General features: G+C 53.1%; 17 protein-coding genes. 6 read left to right on the top strand and 11 right to left on the bottom strand.

Annotated elements, in window-relative coordinates:
* Positions 1 to 98 precede the first annotated feature (98 nt).
* Positions 99 to 575 (top strand): MarR family winged helix-turn-helix transcriptional regulator, encoded by a 477-nt coding sequence (locus tag V8247_RS05210; RefSeq protein ID WP_338736783.1) that lies wholly within the window; start codon positions 99 to 101, stop codon positions 573 to 575.
* Positions 576 to 620: 45 nt separating this feature from the next.
* On the opposite strand, the gene V8247_RS05205 is transcribed toward V8247_RS05210, so the two are convergent.
* The 11 genes from V8247_RS05205 to argF all read right to left on the bottom strand — a co-directional run bounded on the left by V8247_RS05205 (position 621) and on the right by argF (position 10,147).
* Positions 621 to 1,067 carry a GatB/YqeY domain-containing protein gene (locus tag V8247_RS05205; RefSeq protein WP_338736782.1) on the bottom strand — a complete coding sequence of 149 codons (447 nt, stop codon included), beginning with the start codon at positions 1,065 to 1,067 and terminating at the stop codon, positions 621 to 623.
* Between the two features lie 124 nt (positions 1,068 to 1,191).
* Complete coding sequence (locus V8247_RS05200) at positions 1,192 to 1,518, bottom strand: hypothetical protein (RefSeq protein ID WP_338736781.1); 327 nt, start codon at positions 1,516 to 1,518, stop codon at positions 1,192 to 1,194.
* A gap of 73 nt (positions 1,519 to 1,591) precedes the next feature.
* Positions 1,592 to 2,194: a methyltransferase domain-containing protein gene (locus V8247_RS05195; RefSeq protein WP_338736780.1), complete on the bottom strand. Its 603-nt coding sequence runs from the start codon at positions 2,192 to 2,194 to the stop codon at positions 1,592 to 1,594.
* An 11-nt stretch (positions 2,195 to 2,205) separates the two neighbouring features.
* The gene (locus V8247_RS05190; protein ID WP_338736778.1) at positions 2,206 to 3,132 is read right to left on the bottom strand and encodes a prenyltransferase; all 927 of its coding nucleotides are present in this window, start codon (positions 3,130 to 3,132) and stop codon (positions 2,206 to 2,208) included.
* Positions 3,116 to 4,210 (bottom strand): iron-containing alcohol dehydrogenase, encoded by a 1,095-nt coding sequence (locus V8247_RS05185; protein WP_338736777.1) that lies wholly within the window; start codon positions 4,208 to 4,210, stop codon positions 3,116 to 3,118. The genes V8247_RS05190 and V8247_RS05185 overlap by 17 nt, the downstream gene beginning before the upstream one ends.
* An 8-nt stretch (positions 4,211 to 4,218) precedes the next feature.
* Entirely contained in the window at positions 4,219 to 4,992 is a 774-nt protein-coding gene (locus tag V8247_RS05180) for a class I SAM-dependent methyltransferase (RefSeq protein WP_338736776.1), read from the bottom strand.
* Position 4,993: 1 nt separating this feature from the next.
* Positions 4,994 to 5,758, bottom strand: a complete 765-nt coding sequence (locus V8247_RS05175) for a ubiquinone/menaquinone biosynthesis methyltransferase (RefSeq protein WP_338736775.1) — start codon at positions 5,756 to 5,758, stop codon at positions 4,994 to 4,996.
* Between the two features lie 202 nt (positions 5,759 to 5,960).
* The gene (locus V8247_RS05170; RefSeq protein WP_338736774.1) at positions 5,961 to 7,028 is read right to left on the bottom strand and encodes an NAD(P)H-dependent glycerol-3-phosphate dehydrogenase; all 1,068 of its coding nucleotides are present in this window, start codon (positions 7,026 to 7,028) and stop codon (positions 5,961 to 5,963) included.
* A 39-nt stretch (positions 7,029 to 7,067) separates the two neighbouring features.
* Entirely contained in the window at positions 7,068 to 7,718 is a 651-nt protein-coding gene (plsY, locus tag V8247_RS05165; protein ID WP_338736773.1) for a glycerol-3-phosphate 1-O-acyltransferase PlsY, read from the bottom strand.
* On the bottom strand, positions 7,718 to 9,037 hold the full coding sequence (der, locus tag V8247_RS05160; protein ID WP_338736772.1) for a ribosome biogenesis GTPase Der: 1,320 nt from the start codon (positions 9,035 to 9,037) through the stop codon (positions 7,718 to 7,720). Before der ends, plsY begins: the two co-directional genes overlap by 1 nt.
* A gap of 174 nt (positions 9,038 to 9,211) precedes the next feature.
* Positions 9,212 to 10,147, bottom strand: coding sequence for an ornithine carbamoyltransferase (gene argF / locus V8247_RS05155; protein WP_338736771.1), 936 nt, complete (start codon positions 10,145 to 10,147; stop codon positions 9,212 to 9,214).
* Between the two features lie 309 nt (positions 10,148 to 10,456).
* Here argF and V8247_RS05150 point away from each other — a divergent pair, with 309 nt between their 5' ends.
* From V8247_RS05150 to gltX, 5 genes are all read left to right on the top strand, one after another.
* Positions 10,457 to 10,828: a TraR/DksA family transcriptional regulator gene (locus V8247_RS05150; RefSeq protein WP_338736770.1), complete on the top strand. Its 372-nt coding sequence runs from the start codon at positions 10,457 to 10,459 to the stop codon at positions 10,826 to 10,828.
* 11 nt (positions 10,829 to 10,839) lie between these two features.
* On the top strand, positions 10,840 to 11,301 hold the full coding sequence (gene lspA / locus V8247_RS05145) for a signal peptidase II (RefSeq protein ID WP_338736769.1): 462 nt from the start codon (positions 10,840 to 10,842) through the stop codon (positions 11,299 to 11,301).
* Entirely contained in the window at positions 11,294 to 12,187 is an 894-nt protein-coding gene (locus V8247_RS05140) for an RluA family pseudouridine synthase (RefSeq protein WP_338736768.1), read from the top strand. Before lspA ends, V8247_RS05140 begins: the two co-directional genes overlap by 8 nt.
* Before the next feature lie 62 nt (positions 12,188 to 12,249).
* A complete protein-coding gene (locus V8247_RS05135) occupies positions 12,250 to 12,765 on the top strand; it encodes an RDD family protein (protein ID WP_338736767.1) in 516 nt (171 codons plus the stop codon).
* 66 nt (positions 12,766 to 12,831) lie between these two features.
* Positions 12,832 to 14,307: a glutamate--tRNA ligase gene (gltX, locus tag V8247_RS05130; protein WP_338736766.1), complete on the top strand. Its 1,476-nt coding sequence runs from the start codon at positions 12,832 to 12,834 to the stop codon at positions 14,305 to 14,307.
* Positions 14,308 to 14,375: the final 68 nt, after the last annotated feature.

The following is a 14,375-nucleotide window of genomic DNA, read 5'->3' as shown; positions in this document are numbered from 1 at the left end:
TCATTATATTTTGTCATCGTACTTTAGAATTAGTACTTTATGCGTATTTTTTATTGGTGTATAATCAAACAGCACGGAGAATACAAGGGAGTAATCAATTGAACCATTACTTCAAACAAGAAATTGAACTGGGTTGCCTGTTGGCTCAGTCAAAAACTTTGATGGACCGGATATTGATCAGAGAGATGGCCCATGTTAAGTCCATGCCGCCGGAGCAAGGGGCTCTGTTGCACACAATATACGATGGCAGGGATTACCTGATTGAAGATTTGATGGTTATGACTCTCAAAGAACGAAGCACCATCATTCGTCTGGTCGGCAGGTTGAAAGACAAGGGGCTTGTCAGCACCAGTGTTGTTCCCGGCACCCGTAAACATCTGGTAAGAATAACAGAGGCTGGTAAACACGCATTTGACCCGGTTTTAATGACCGATTGTTTCGTTTCTATTTTTTGTGCCCTGACCCCGGAGGAACAAACATCCTTGCAGGAGATTTTAGATAAATTGATAAAGTCAGAAATCAAGTCCTTGCAGGCTTCACGCAAGCATCCTCACGACAGTGTGTTTGACGCCTAACCGTTGCACGCCTGGCGAATACAATAACCCGAAAAACCTTACCGGCTACTGCTTCAGCAACTCCGTCACCACCGCCGCCACTTCTTTCCCATCGGCTTTGCCCCGCAACATCGGGGTCAGTTTCCCCATCACCTTGCCCATATCCCGCGGCCCGGCAGCGCCGGTTTCAGCGATGACTTTTTTGGCTTCAACAGTTATTTCTTCGCGGCTGAGCTGCTTCGGCAGGTAGTTTTCCAGAATATCCAGTTCCGCCTGCTCCAGAGCCACCAGATCCGGCCGATTGCCGGACTGAAAAGCCTCAATGCTCTCCCGACGCTGCTTGGCCATTTTGCTGATAACCACATGAACTGCGGCATCATCCAATTCCTTCTGCTGCTCAATCTCCGCATAATTGATAGCGGACATGATCAACCGCAGGGTGTTAAGCTTACATTTCTCCCCGGCACGCAGGGCATCTTTCAGTTCCGTTGCCAGACTTAATTTAAGGCTCATATCATTACTTCCTCATTTAATTACTAACAGATTCTAGGCAGGGCAGTGGCGAGTGTCAACACCACGGCTTAAAATAAAACCAGCCGCCTCATGGCGGCCGGTCAATTAACCTGAATAAGCTGGTCTAATTGCTTACACCCAGCTTGAAACCGCGGTCAACTTCCTTATGCGGCAAGCCCAGTTCATCCTCCAGCCAGAGTTTGACGTCAAGGTAGGTATCGGAGCCAATATCCTGACGGGTCCATTTGAACTCGCCCTCGCCCAACTTCACCTGGTGTACTTCCTTGAGCTTTTCTTCAATTTTCATCGGCCAGGTCGTTTTTTCTTTGGCCGGCACATTGGCAGTTCCCTCATACTTGCGTCCCAGACACTCATCAAAGAGGTCGGCGGACACTATCGCATAGTTTTTGTTGACAATGTGCCTGATGGCTTCACCCAGTGTCAATCCCATAATTTGATAGTTCCCTCCTTTTTCTCTGAAGCGGTATTATACCACTTTTATCGTGGTAATTAACAATTACTCCTTATTCCGGCTTCCTGACCCGGGCGAATATATACAATCCCCGAACCACGTCCAGCTCTTCAATTATAAAACCGGCATCCTGAAGCATTTTACGCCATTCATCCTTGGTATGCACAAACATAATGCCGCGCTCAACCACATAACGGACAAAGGTATTCATGAAAAAGGAAAGAATCGGGTTTTTCGGCTGGTAAATATCAAAAATGATTAACTTGCCGCCCGGCTTGAGTATCTCGTAGCTCTTCTGAATCAGACGCGAAAAAAGTTTAAACTCATGAGAGGCACTGGAATTGTAGACCCGGTCAAATTCTTCCGGCTTGAAATCCATTTGGTAGGCATTGCCTTTGATGAGCGTTTTGTTTTCCCGCTTCACCTTGGCGTTACGCGCCAGCATAGCGTCGGATTGATCCAAGCCAACTATCCGTCTGGCTTCAATCGTGTTACAGATATAACCGGTGCCGCAGCACAGGTCCAGAATATCCATATGGGAGGTATCTTCGTTAAGCATCCGTTTACGCATGCTTTCATAAGTCCCGCCCATGAACAACCTGGTCAGAAAGTCATATGCCGGAGCAATCGTCTCAAAAAATTTAGGTTCTACCATGGCTCAACCTCTCATCCTATTAATAATCCTGCGGCCACCGCCGTATTGGTAACAAAATAGACCAGAACCATATATTTGTTGGCCGCGGCTACTTTAAGCGGATTGGAATAATGAAGATGGGCGGCGCGGGCGGCGGCAAAAGCCAGCGGCAGACCGCCGAAAACCAGCCCGGCAGCTCCGGGCAAGACGCCGATTATCAATAACCAGGCAATAAAAATATAAATCCCGGCCAGTGACCCGATAAAAAGATTTTTAGCCCCGGCCGGCCCCAGCCGGTAGGTCAGGTTTTTCTTACCCGCCTGCCGGTCTTCAGCATAGTCCGGTATTTCATTAATCAGAATCATCGTCCACATGCTCAAGCCCGGAATCAGCCCAATCAACAGGATATCACTGGTCAACACCCCTGCGTGGATATAATAAGCCCAGCCGGTTATCACCGGGCCGTAGCCGATCAGCATAGCCAGCTCCCCCAGGCCTCGATAAGCCAGCCGAAATGGCCGAGCCGAATAAACAATGGAGATAGCCGCCCCAATCGCCGCAATACCCAGGCTGGCGATGCCGACGACAAAGGCGAAGTAAATACCGATGACCAGAGCCAGTATATATAGCCCGATGATTACCTGCATCGCCTGTCGCGGCTGAATACGGCCGGTGGTCAACACACCGGAGCCACCGGAAAAGGGGTTCTTGGCCCCGGGGGTTGAACGGTCGGTGCCGTACTGGAAATCCAGTGTATCGTTAAACATGGTCAGACCGACTTGCACCGCGGCTGCCGCGATAAAAGCCAGCACGAAATAACCGGGGTTAAAAACCTCTTGCGACACGGCCGCCGCGCCGCCGATAATGACCGGCAGAACGCCTTGCGGCAGAAATTTCAGTCGGGCAGCCTGTACCCAGTAATTAAAGGGTACCGCAACCGGGCTAGTAGCAGCGCTCAAGAACCTGTCTCAGCAGCGGCTCCGGAACTTTGCAGGAAATCTTGCCGTTCTCCTTGTGGAAGCTACCGAATTTTTCAAGGAGGAAAAAGTCATTAATGGCGGTACGCCGCTTATTATCAAAGGTGAGCGTCTCCAAAATCTGATCAATGGAAATGTCGGCCGGAATACGGGTCGGCAGACCAATTTTCTGGAAAATAGCTTCTATACGTTCGGCCAGTTCCGGTTCCATGAAACCCTGAGCCACCGAAATACGGGATTCAACTGTCATGCCGATGGCGATGGATTCACCGTGCAGCAGTTGGCCGTTTTTCCTGATCTCCAGCGCATGACCGATGGTATGGCCCAGTTCCAATTGCGGATCCAGCTTGCCCTCATACGGATCAATAACCAGCAGTTCCAGTTTCAGTTCAATAGTGTGGGCCGAGATATACTCAATATCATCCCAGGAAAACTCCGGCGCTCTCTGATTGATGTATTCAAAAAAGGTTTCTTCCTGACACAAACCGTGCTTAACCGATTCAGCCAGCCCGGCTTTAATCTGTCGCTCCGGCAGTTTTCGCAGAAAACCGAAGTCAATAAACACGAATTCCGGCGGGTAATACTGCCCGAAGAGATTCTTGCCCCTTTTGTAATTAACCGCCTGCTTCTGCCCGATGGCCGAATCAATCTGGGCCACCATGGTGGTGGGAATATGGAAAAAGCGGATACCCCGGAACAGCAGGGCGGAAAGCAGACCGCCGAGATTGCCCACCACGCCGCCGCCCAGACAGACAATCACACTGGACTTGGTGGCGCGGGCGTCAAGCACCTTGGCACCCAGCTCTTCCAGCGTGGTCAGGGTCTTGGATTGTTCACCGGCGGGAAATATCAGGGCATGGGTTTCGGCTACTTTCGACAGTTCCGCCTTGACGGGTTCCAGAAAAGCACCGGCCACGTTGTCATCGGTAATGATGAAAAACTTATCGGCGCCCAGACCACCCGCGCAATCGGCCAGTTGGTCCAGAATGTCGCGACCCAGGTAGATGGAACGGAAGCGTCCGCCGCCGATGTCATATTTAAAGGTCTGTAATTCTGCCATGTCCCTCTTCATTTCTTATAGCCCGCCACAACGGTCCCCATACCGCCGCTTTGGTATTTGTGCCATACATCGGTAAAACCGTTATCAGTCAGTATTTTGGCGATGTCGGTGTTTTTCGGCAACAACATCACCGAATGATAAAGATAGCGCGGCGACCCCTTGGCTGTCCCCAGAATCGTGCCGATGACCGGCAACAGGTATTTCAGAGCAAAGAGATATAAACCGCGCAAAGGTTGTTTTTCCGGCTTGGTCATATCCTGAATGATAAAGATACCGCCGGGCTTAAGCGCCTTGAACACATTCTGTGCGGCCAGGTTCTTATTGGCAAAATTACGGAAGGCAAAACAGGTGGTGATGATGTCATACTTATTCTCACCGTAAGGCACTTCAGAATCGCCCACCCAGAAATTAATGTCCCTACCCTTAAAGGCCTTGTCGTAACGTTTTTTCGCCACCTCAACCATTTCCGGCACCAGGTCAAAGGCATCAATCTTTAATTCCGGAAAATTGCGCGTGGTATTGAAGGTGACGAAGCCGGTGCCGCAGGCCAGATCCAGCATCTTCAGTTCTGTTTTGTCTTTTTTATAATGACCGATAACCTTGAGGACATCCTTGACCCACCGGCGATGAATACCCATACCGATGATATCGTCATGAAGATCATACTTGGGGGCCTGATAGCCGAAAAGCTCCAGCATATACGCTTTGCGCTTTTTGGCTGCTTCAGACTCAAAACCCGGGTCTTGAAGGTGCTGCCCCGCTGCTATCGTCCCTTCCCCCATGCTAAGCCTCCGGCTTGTAGCCGACGACGATACAGGCAATACCGCCGGACAGGCTTTTATAATAGCAGTTGACCATGCCGGCATCCTCCAGGATTTTCTGAAGCTGCGCATTTTTCGGCATAAAATCGGTGCTCTTCTTGAGCCAGCCCGCGGCTGATTTCTCAGTCCCGAGAATCCGGGCGATAATCGGCAGGATATATTTCATGTAAAAAGCGTAGAGGCCCTTCATCGGGTGTTTTTCCGGTTTGGTCAGGTCCTGAATAATGAAAATACCGCCGGGTTTAAGGGCATTGAATACATTTTTGGTCGCCAGGTTCTTATTGGCAAAGTTGCGGAAAGCGAAGGACGTGGTGACGATATCGTATTTGTTGACCCCGAACGGAATCTCAGCGTCCGCCACCCAGAACTTGATTTTGCGGCCTTTGAAACCCTTTTCATAGCGTTCCTTGGCAACGGCAATCATATCGGGGGACAGGTCAAATGATTCAATATCAATGCTGGGGAGTTTACGGGCCACATTAAAGGTCACAAACCCGGTGCCGCAACCCATATCCAGCATATCGGCCCGCTTTTTGCCCTTCATAAACTTCTCTATGATTTTGACCATGGTCCTCACCCACAAACGGTGAGCGTAAAAACCGTAAATATCATCGTGAAAGTCATAGTTTTTGGCCTGAACCACAAACAGGTCCACCATGTATTTCTTACGTTTTCTGGCTTCTTCGGATTCCAGACCCGGGTCTTGTACCGGCGCGATTGTCTCCATGAACTCTCCTTCGCCCTTAATTCTCAAAACAAACGCCGCCATATACCCATCGGGTATAATCGGGCGTGATTGGCATTACCTTATAACTGTCTTTGAAATGTTATGAATAGTACTAAATAATAGGGTTCAAAGCCGGTCATGTCAAATTAAAAACCGCTGTTTTAACATCACGCAGCCCCTCTTAGAGACGACTCCCTGCGCCCTAAAAGGTTATCTCCGGCTTCTTGCGCCGGCGAAATAAGTTAAACAAATTCCATTTACGCCCGGCCAGTTCATGGCCGGCTACGGCTGCCATCAGGTCTTTGACCGCCGCCCGGACATCTTCACCCTGATACAGCACCCGGTAGAGCCTTTCGGTAATCGGCATCTCAATGCCCAGTTTCTGGGCCAGATTCCAGGCCACCAGTGTGGTAGCCACACCTTCGGCCACCCCGCTCATGGTGGCTTCAATGTCTTTGAGGGCTTCTCCCCGGGTCAGGCGCTCCCCAACCTGATGATTGCGGGACAGCTTACTGGAACAGGTCGCAATCAGGTCACCCTGACCCGCCAGTCCGGATAAGGTCAGCGGATTGGCGCCCAAAGCCGTGCCCAGGGCGGTAATTTCAGTCAGTCCGCGTGTCATCAGCGCCGCTTTGGTGTTATCGCCGTAGCCTAACCCGTCCACGACGCCGGCTCCCAGGGCAATGATATTTTTAAGCGCGCCGCCCAGTTCCACGCCGATCACGTCGGTATTGGTGAAGGCGCAGAAATCAGGCGCGTTGATCAGCTTGACGCCCCGGCGGGCACGGGATTCGTTCTCGGCAGCCACCACGGCCACAGCCGGTTTTCCGGCCAGTATCTCCCAGGCCAGATTAGGGCCGGAGAGGACACAGATATTGGCGTGATGTTCTTTACGGGTTTCATCTTTGATGACCTGAGTCATGCGCTTGCCGCTGGCAATTTCCAACCCTTTAGCGGCCGATATAATGAGCGTCCGCTTGCTGAAAAACGGCGACACCGTTTCTAAATTAGCCCGCATGGACTGCGACGGCACCGCCAGGATAACAGCGTCGGTATTGTGGGTCGCCTCTTCAACATCCGCAGTAACCCTGATGCCATAAGGTAACACGAAGCTTTCCGGTAGTTTGGAGGCCTTGAAAATACTCTGCCGGACGCGGGATGCTTCTTCTTCCGTCCGGGCCAAAATACGGATTCCAGCCTCTTTGCGGGACAATACAGAGGCCAGCGTTATACCCCAGGTTGTTGCGCCGATAACGGCTATTTTAGGCATTGAAGAACCGCCTTGTTAAGGTTGGCCGGATCCAATCGCTTAACGCGCCTTTTCAGAAATTTTTCGTTCTTTCCCGGCGATTAAACGCTGAATATTATCACGGTGCATGATGATGATAACCACGGCACCAACCAGCGAATATATAAGGTACTCTACCGGCAGCCCGCTCATCAGCGACAGCGGAATCATGATGGCGTACGCCCCGGTTACCCCGGCAATACTGCCCAGCGACGCAAAGCCGGTCAGCCCGATACTGATGATAAAGATCTCGCCGCCAAATATCGCCGCCAGCGGATATAAAGCAATGAACCCACCGAAGAAGGTCGCCACACCACGCCCGCCCTTGAAACGATTAAAGACCGGGAAGATATGACCGGCTACCGCGGCCAGCGCCGCCATAACCTGCACCATCAGCAGCCCCATATGATAGTCACCGATGAGGACAAACTCATGGCCGATGACCACCCCCGCCAAACACACCGCCGCCACACCCTTGAGCATGTCCATGAAGGCGACCAAAGCCGCCATTTTGCGCCCCAGTGTTCTGAGGACGTTAGTCGCCCCGGTGCGGCCGCTGCCGTGAGTGGTGATATCAATCTTTGCCTTGCGCCGGGCAATCAGATACCCGATCGGAATGCTGCCGATAAGATAGGAAGCTATCAGAACGACTAAAAACTCAGTCGCGAACATTATTTTTCACCTCTGCCCTTAAAGGTCAGTTTAATCGGCGTCCCGGCAAAACCGTAGGTTTCCCGCAACCGGTTCTCCAGAAAGCGTTCAAAGGAAAAATGAACCAGAGCCGGGTCATTAACAAAAAATACAATCTCCGGCGGGCAGACTCCTACCTGAGTAGCATAAAGCACCTTCAGCACCCGGCCGTGAGCGCTGGGCGGCGAATGTCGGGCCAGGGCATGGCGAATCAGGCTGTTAAGCTCAGGGGTAGGTATGCGCCTTTTGCGCTCCTGCTGCACTTCAAAAGCTGCGGGAATCACCCCCTCAAGCCCTTCCCCTGTCAATGCAGAAACATAGAGACGACGGGCATAGGGAATAAACTTGAAGCGGGACGCCATATTTCTATCAAAATTAGCCATATCCACTTCTTTCAGCAGATCAGACTTGTTAATTACCAGAATCAGACCGCGGCACTTATCCCTGGCATAGCCGGCGATGTGAGTGTCCTGGGCGGTCGCCGGCTCACCGGCATCAAGGACGATGAGAACCACGTCGGCCCGGTCAATGGCATGTAACGAACGGATGACGCTGTATTCTTCAATACCCCGTTCAATCTTGCCGCGCCGCCTGATGCCAGCAGTATCTATAAGTACCACACCCCCGGCTTCAAAGTCAATAGGTGTATCAATCGCGTCCCGGGTAGTGCCGGGCACAGCGGAAACAATGGCTCGTTCTTCCCCGATAAATGCATTCAACAGCGATGATTTACCCACATTAGCCCGGCCGGCGATGGCAATTTGCAATCGGTCAGGTTCATTAGGGGCTTTTTCCTCCGGCGGCAGCATTTCCACGACCAGGTCCAGCAAGTCTTCGGCACCGCGTCCGTGGTAGGCTGAAATGGGCATCGGTTCACCCAATCCCAGGGCATGAAATTCCGCAGCGTGGTGGGTTAACCGGGTATTGTCTACCTTGTTGACCACCATGATCACCGGTTTGCCGCTGCGGCGTACTTCATCGGCCACTTCCTCATCCTGAGGCGTCAAACCGGTCTTGGCTTCAGTCAGGAAAAGGATCAACGAAGCTTCCTTCATCGCCAATCTTACCTGGTCATTGACGGCATGGGTAATGAAATCACCATCTTCGCCGCGCACCATGCCGCCGGTATCAACCAGTACGAAATCCCGGCCGGCATAATTCATGGGAACGTGCAGCCGGTCACGAGTAGTGCCGGGCAGGTCTTCGGTGATGGCCTGTCGCTTGCCGGTCAGCCGGTTCAGCAGTGTAGACTTACCTACATTCTGCCGGCCGACGATGGCCACGGTCGGTATATTATTCATAATAAGTTAAATATATGTAAAATCGGGCGTTGAACCGGAAATTTTTCGGCGTCACCAGGCCCGCTTCCAGCCCTTTCATATTGTGAAATTCCAAGGATTAACCGGTGAAATCCGGCCCTGTTCACTACTTCAATTGTACCATACCTGCCTACCGGCCCTGCGGGTTGTTGCCGGTTAAGCCGCCCAGGACATCAGCAACCCGCCCAGCATATCCGCTAACAGGGCTTTCTGAACATGCAGCCGGTTTTCGGCCTGATCAAATACCACCGATTGCGGCCGATCCAGCAAACCTTCCGCCACTTCCTGGCCATAGTGCGCCGGCAGCGGATGCATAATGAGCGCATCCGGCTTGGCCTGACTTACCAGCGCTTCATCCACCTGATAACCGGCAAAGGCTTTTAGCCGAATTTCATTCTCGGCTTCCTGTCCCATGCTGATCCAGACATCGGTATAGACGGCATCAGCGCCTTTTACGGCTTCAGCGGGGTCATTAACGGCATTGAAAACGCATCTATTGGTTGCCGCCAGCGCCCGTGCCTGCCTGACCGCCGCCGCCGGCATCTCATAGCCTTTGGGAGTGGCAACAGTGCAATTCAGTCCGACCGAGGCCGCCGCCAGCGCCAGACTGACCGCCACGTTATTGCCATCGCCCACATAGGCCAGCTTCAGTCCGGGAAACTCGCCTTTATGCTCAAATATCGTCAGCAGATCAGCCAGTGCCTGACAGGGATGTTCCGTATCGGACAGCGCGTTAATTACCGGGACGCGAGCCCACTGGGCCAGTTCTTCCAGGGTTCCCTGGCTGAAGGTGCGTACCGCCAGGGCATCCACAAAACGGGACAGTACCCGGGCAACATCGGCCACGCTTTCCCGCTTGCCCAGGCCAACCTCAGCCGGCGAAAGGTAGATGGCCTCCCCTCCGAGTTGCTTTATAGCCAGTTCAAAACTGACCCGGGTCCGAAGCGACGGCTTTTCAAACACCAGTGCCAGCGTCTTGCCCGCCAGCGTATTTTGCCGCGGTTCGGCCTTCAGTGCCGTTGCGTCGGCCAGCAATAGGCGTATCTCATGACTTTCCAAATCAGAAATTGAAAGCAGGTCTTTAGATCTCATAGGTATTCACCGTTTATAAATGATGCTACAGTATATCACAAGCCGGAGGGTGTGATTTTGTTTGTTGCCTTAAGCCGGGTTTTGTTCTACACTAGGGCTAAGATGTTATTAATGAACCGACCGGGCTGTGCCGCCACAGACAGTCTGAAGTATTTCTCCGGTTTTCCGTCCGCATTTTTATGCGGCGCAGTCGCCGCAGTGCCTTACCGGCGCTAAAACTCCACTCTCCAGCCGGCAGCATCACTTCCCGATTACCCTGAACTACCCGATTATACCCAGTCATATTAAAATAAGCCGAGAGGACTTACAATGACAACCAAAAAAGAGACAGCCCTCTATCAAGAATTAAACGACCGCCTGAAGACAGACCTGGCGCGGTTGAAGGAGCAATTTGAATCGCTCAAAGCGTCGGCACCTCAGGAGGACCGGCGTGAGGGTTCACCTTTCGGCAAACGAGAGGAAGAAGCTACCGAAACCGCCGACCTGGAAAACCGTCTGGCGCTGGAAAAACGTGTACTGGACCAGATGGCCGAGGTTGAAAGTGCCCTGCAGAAGCTGGAAAAAGGCACTTTCGGCAAATGCGAAAAATGCGGCGAGTCCATAGACCCGGCGCGCCTGGTCGCTTTGCCCTACGCCAAGCAATGCATGGCCTGCAAATCCAAGCAGACCCGGCCGGCATAGGGCACCGGATGATGCTGCCCTATGCGGCCTTCACCGCGGTCCTGACTGTTGACCAGTTGACCAAACACCTGGTGCGCAGCGGCATGACACTGGGAGAGAGTATCCCTGCTGAGGGTTTTTTTCGGCTGGTCTATGTTCATAATACCGGCGCGGCCTTCGGCATCTTTCAGGACGCCCGTCCGTTGCTGATAACCATCGGTATCGCGGCTTTCGCTGTAATTGTCTGGCTGATTATCTCCCGCCGTATCGCTTTTCTGAACAGCCTTTGGGGCCGTCTGACGCTGGGGCTGATCGCCGGCGGCATTATGGGCAACCTGATTGATCGTATCTATTACGGCTATGTCACCGATTTCCTGAGCGCCGGAATCTGGCCGAATTTCAATATTGCTGATTCGGCACTGGTGGTCGGCATGACCGCTCTGGCCGTCCTTTACCTCCGGTCAGAAAATCATACGGACAATCGAGATGACTGAATCACAGAAACTAACCGCCGATGCCGACGGGGCTCGTCTGGATAAATACCTCGTCGGTAAGGTACCGGACCTGTCGCGAGCCCATATTCAGGAATTGATCAGGGAAGGCCGGATAACAGTCAATGGGTCACCGGTGAAGCCGTCTCATCCGTTGAAATCCGGCGACCTCATCTCACTGGAGATTCCTCCACCGCTGCCGATTGAAGCGATGGCAGAAAACATCCATGTTGAGGTTGTCTATGAAGATGCCAACCTGGCGGTGATTAACAAACCCGCCGGGCTAACCACCCATCCCGCACCCGGCCACACCTCAGGGACGCTCCTGAATGCCCTCCTGGCCAGATTCCCTGAACTGGTTGAAGCCGGTGGGGAACGGCCGGGCATTGTCCACCGATTGGACAAAGATACTTCCGGTTTGATGGTAGTGGCCCGCTCAAGGCAGATTCAGGCGGCTCTTTCAGAGCAGTTCAAACTCCGGGAGGTGACCAAGGTTTATCTGGCGCTGGTCAAAGGCAACGTAGAACCGGCCGAAGGGATTATTGAAGCGTCCATCGGCCGGGCTCAGGTCAACCGGAAGAAGATGGCAGTGACCGAAAACGGCCGGGAAGCCCGCAGCCAGTTTAAGGTTGTGCAGCGGTTCAAAGGCCACACACTGTTGGAAATCCGTATATTTACCGGCCGAACACACCAGATTCGCGTCCATCTGGCGGCCATCGGCTATCCGGTGGTGGGCGACACAACTTATGGTGTGAAGTCAGAAAGATTCCCCCGGCAGTTCCTGCACGCTCACCGTCTCGCCTTCCGGCACCCGGTAACCGGGGCGGCAATGACCTTTTCCTCGGACCTGCCCGCTGATCTGGCCGTGCCCCTGTCCGGCTTGACCTAGCTCCGGCTCCGCCTTCGTTGTATAATATGCCCCGGTTATCCGAGCATCCGCGGGAGTCCTGATTGATTTCTGAGAAGAACAAAGCACCGCTGGCTCTGGAATTCGCCGGATTCTGGCGAAGATTCGGGGCTTTCATTATTGACCTGTCGGTTCTGGGCGCCGTTGCCTCGTTCCTGACTCCGTTTCACTGGTTCGGTTTCGGTAATTTCTTTGACCTGAGCGGTTTCATTGATGTGCCGTTGCTAGCCATTCCCTTTGTGGCCATCGCCAATCCGGTGTCCGCAATGCTCAGCGGTGTATATTTCGTGGCCTTGTGGGCCTGGCGCGGCCAGACGCTGGGCATGATTACTGCCGGCATCAAGTTAATCCGCACCGACGGTACCGACGTAGACACCGGACACGGCATCACCCGGTTGCTGGGTACAATAGTTTCCACCTTGCCGCTTTTCTTCGGTCTGTTGTGGATCGCCTTTGATGAACGCCGCCAGGGCTGGCATGATAAAATAGCGGAGACTTATGTCGTCAAGGTGCCCCGGCTGCCGGAAACTGAGAGAGCCGCACCGCCGGCGGGTGCCTGATTCCCGCCGTTCCTGACCCGGAACAGGACGATAAAAAAGACCGGTATTATTCACACCAGAGGTATGATGAACAAGCAAATCAGGGTGCGTTACGCACCCTCACCCACTGGCTACCCGCATGTCGGCAACATCCGCGCCGCCTTATTTAACTGGCTGTTCGCCCGGCATCACGGCGGCAGTTTCCTGGTTCGGATTGAGGACACCGACCGCACCAGATACGTTGAAGGCGCAGTGGACGCCATCCTTGACGGTCTGCGCTGGCTGGGTCTGAACTGGGACGAAGGCCCGATAAAGGGCGGGGATTACGGGCCCTATTTTCAGTCCGAACGGCTGGGAAAATACCAGGCGGCGGCTGAAAAACTCATCGCCGACGGCTTCGCCTACCGCTGCATCTGTTCCTCCGAACGGTTGGAAGAGTTGCGAGCCGCCCAAACCGCCGCCAAGCTGCCACCCGGTTATGACCGCCACTGTCGGGATCGGGAGACTATTACCGGTGAAGGCCTTAAATCCGTAGTTAGATTCAAGGTGCCGTTGTCCGGCAACACCACCTTTAACGACCTGATTCGGGGCGAAGTCACCTTTGACAACTCCCTGCTGGATGACTTTGTATTACTCAAGAGCGACGGCTTTCCCACCTACCACCTGGCTAATATCGTGGATGACCACGAGATGAAAATCAGCCATGTCATCCGCGGTGAGGAATGGCTGTCCAGCGCCCCACGCCATGTGATGCTCTACCGGGCTCTGGGCTATGAACCACCATTGTTCGCCCATTTGCCGATGATTCTGGGCACCGACCGTTCCAAACTGTCCAAGCGCCACGGTGCGGTATCCATTATTGATTACAAGGAACAAGGTTATCTGCCGGAAACCATGCTTAATTTCCTGACGCTGCTGGGCTGGTCTTTGGATGACAAGACCGAACTGATGACTATCGGGCAGATTATTGAAAATTTCTCAATTGACCGCGTTTCCAAAACCGCCGCCATTTTCAACGTAGAAAAGCTGGACTGGATGAACGGTGTTTACATCCGGGACTTGAGTCTGGATGAGTTCACCGACCGCGCCACACCTTTTCTGACTTCCGGAATACCGGAAGCCGGCGACTTTGACCGTGTTTATGTCAAGAACGCGCTGGCCTTGGTTCAGGAGCGGGTGAAAAAACTGGGAGAATTGCGGGACCAGCCGGAGCTGACCCGTTTCTTTTTCACCGACGAACTGGCTTATTTACCTGCCGACCTCATCGGCAAGAAAATGACGGCGGCCCCGACGCTGGCCGCGCTGGAAACCTCGCTTGCCCGGATTGAAGCTATGCCGGAGTTTACCATTGATGCCATGGAAATCAGCCTCCGCAGCCTGGCCGAAGAATTAGAACTCAAGCCGGGACAACTTTTCGGTAGTCTGCGGGTAGCCGTCACCGGGCAGAACGTCTCACCGCCGCTATTTGAGACCATGGCGGTGCTGGGGCGGGAGCGCACCACCAAACGCCTTCATGCAGCCGTAGCTAAAGTACGACAGTTACTAGAACAAGCCGGACTCTGACCGGGCTTGCTTCTCCAAAGGAAATAACGCTAAAGTTAAGAAGTTAGAAGAAGGAGGGTAAAACTTAA

This window comes from Dehalogenimonas sp. W (assembly GCF_037094495.1).
In the GTDB taxonomy this organism is placed as follows: Bacteria; Chloroflexota; Dehalococcoidia; order Dehalococcoidales; family Dehalococcoidaceae; genus Dehalogenimonas; species Dehalogenimonas loeffleri.
The sequence above is the reverse complement of the archived record's forward strand: the minus strand, read 5'-3'. Positions and strand labels throughout refer to the sequence as shown.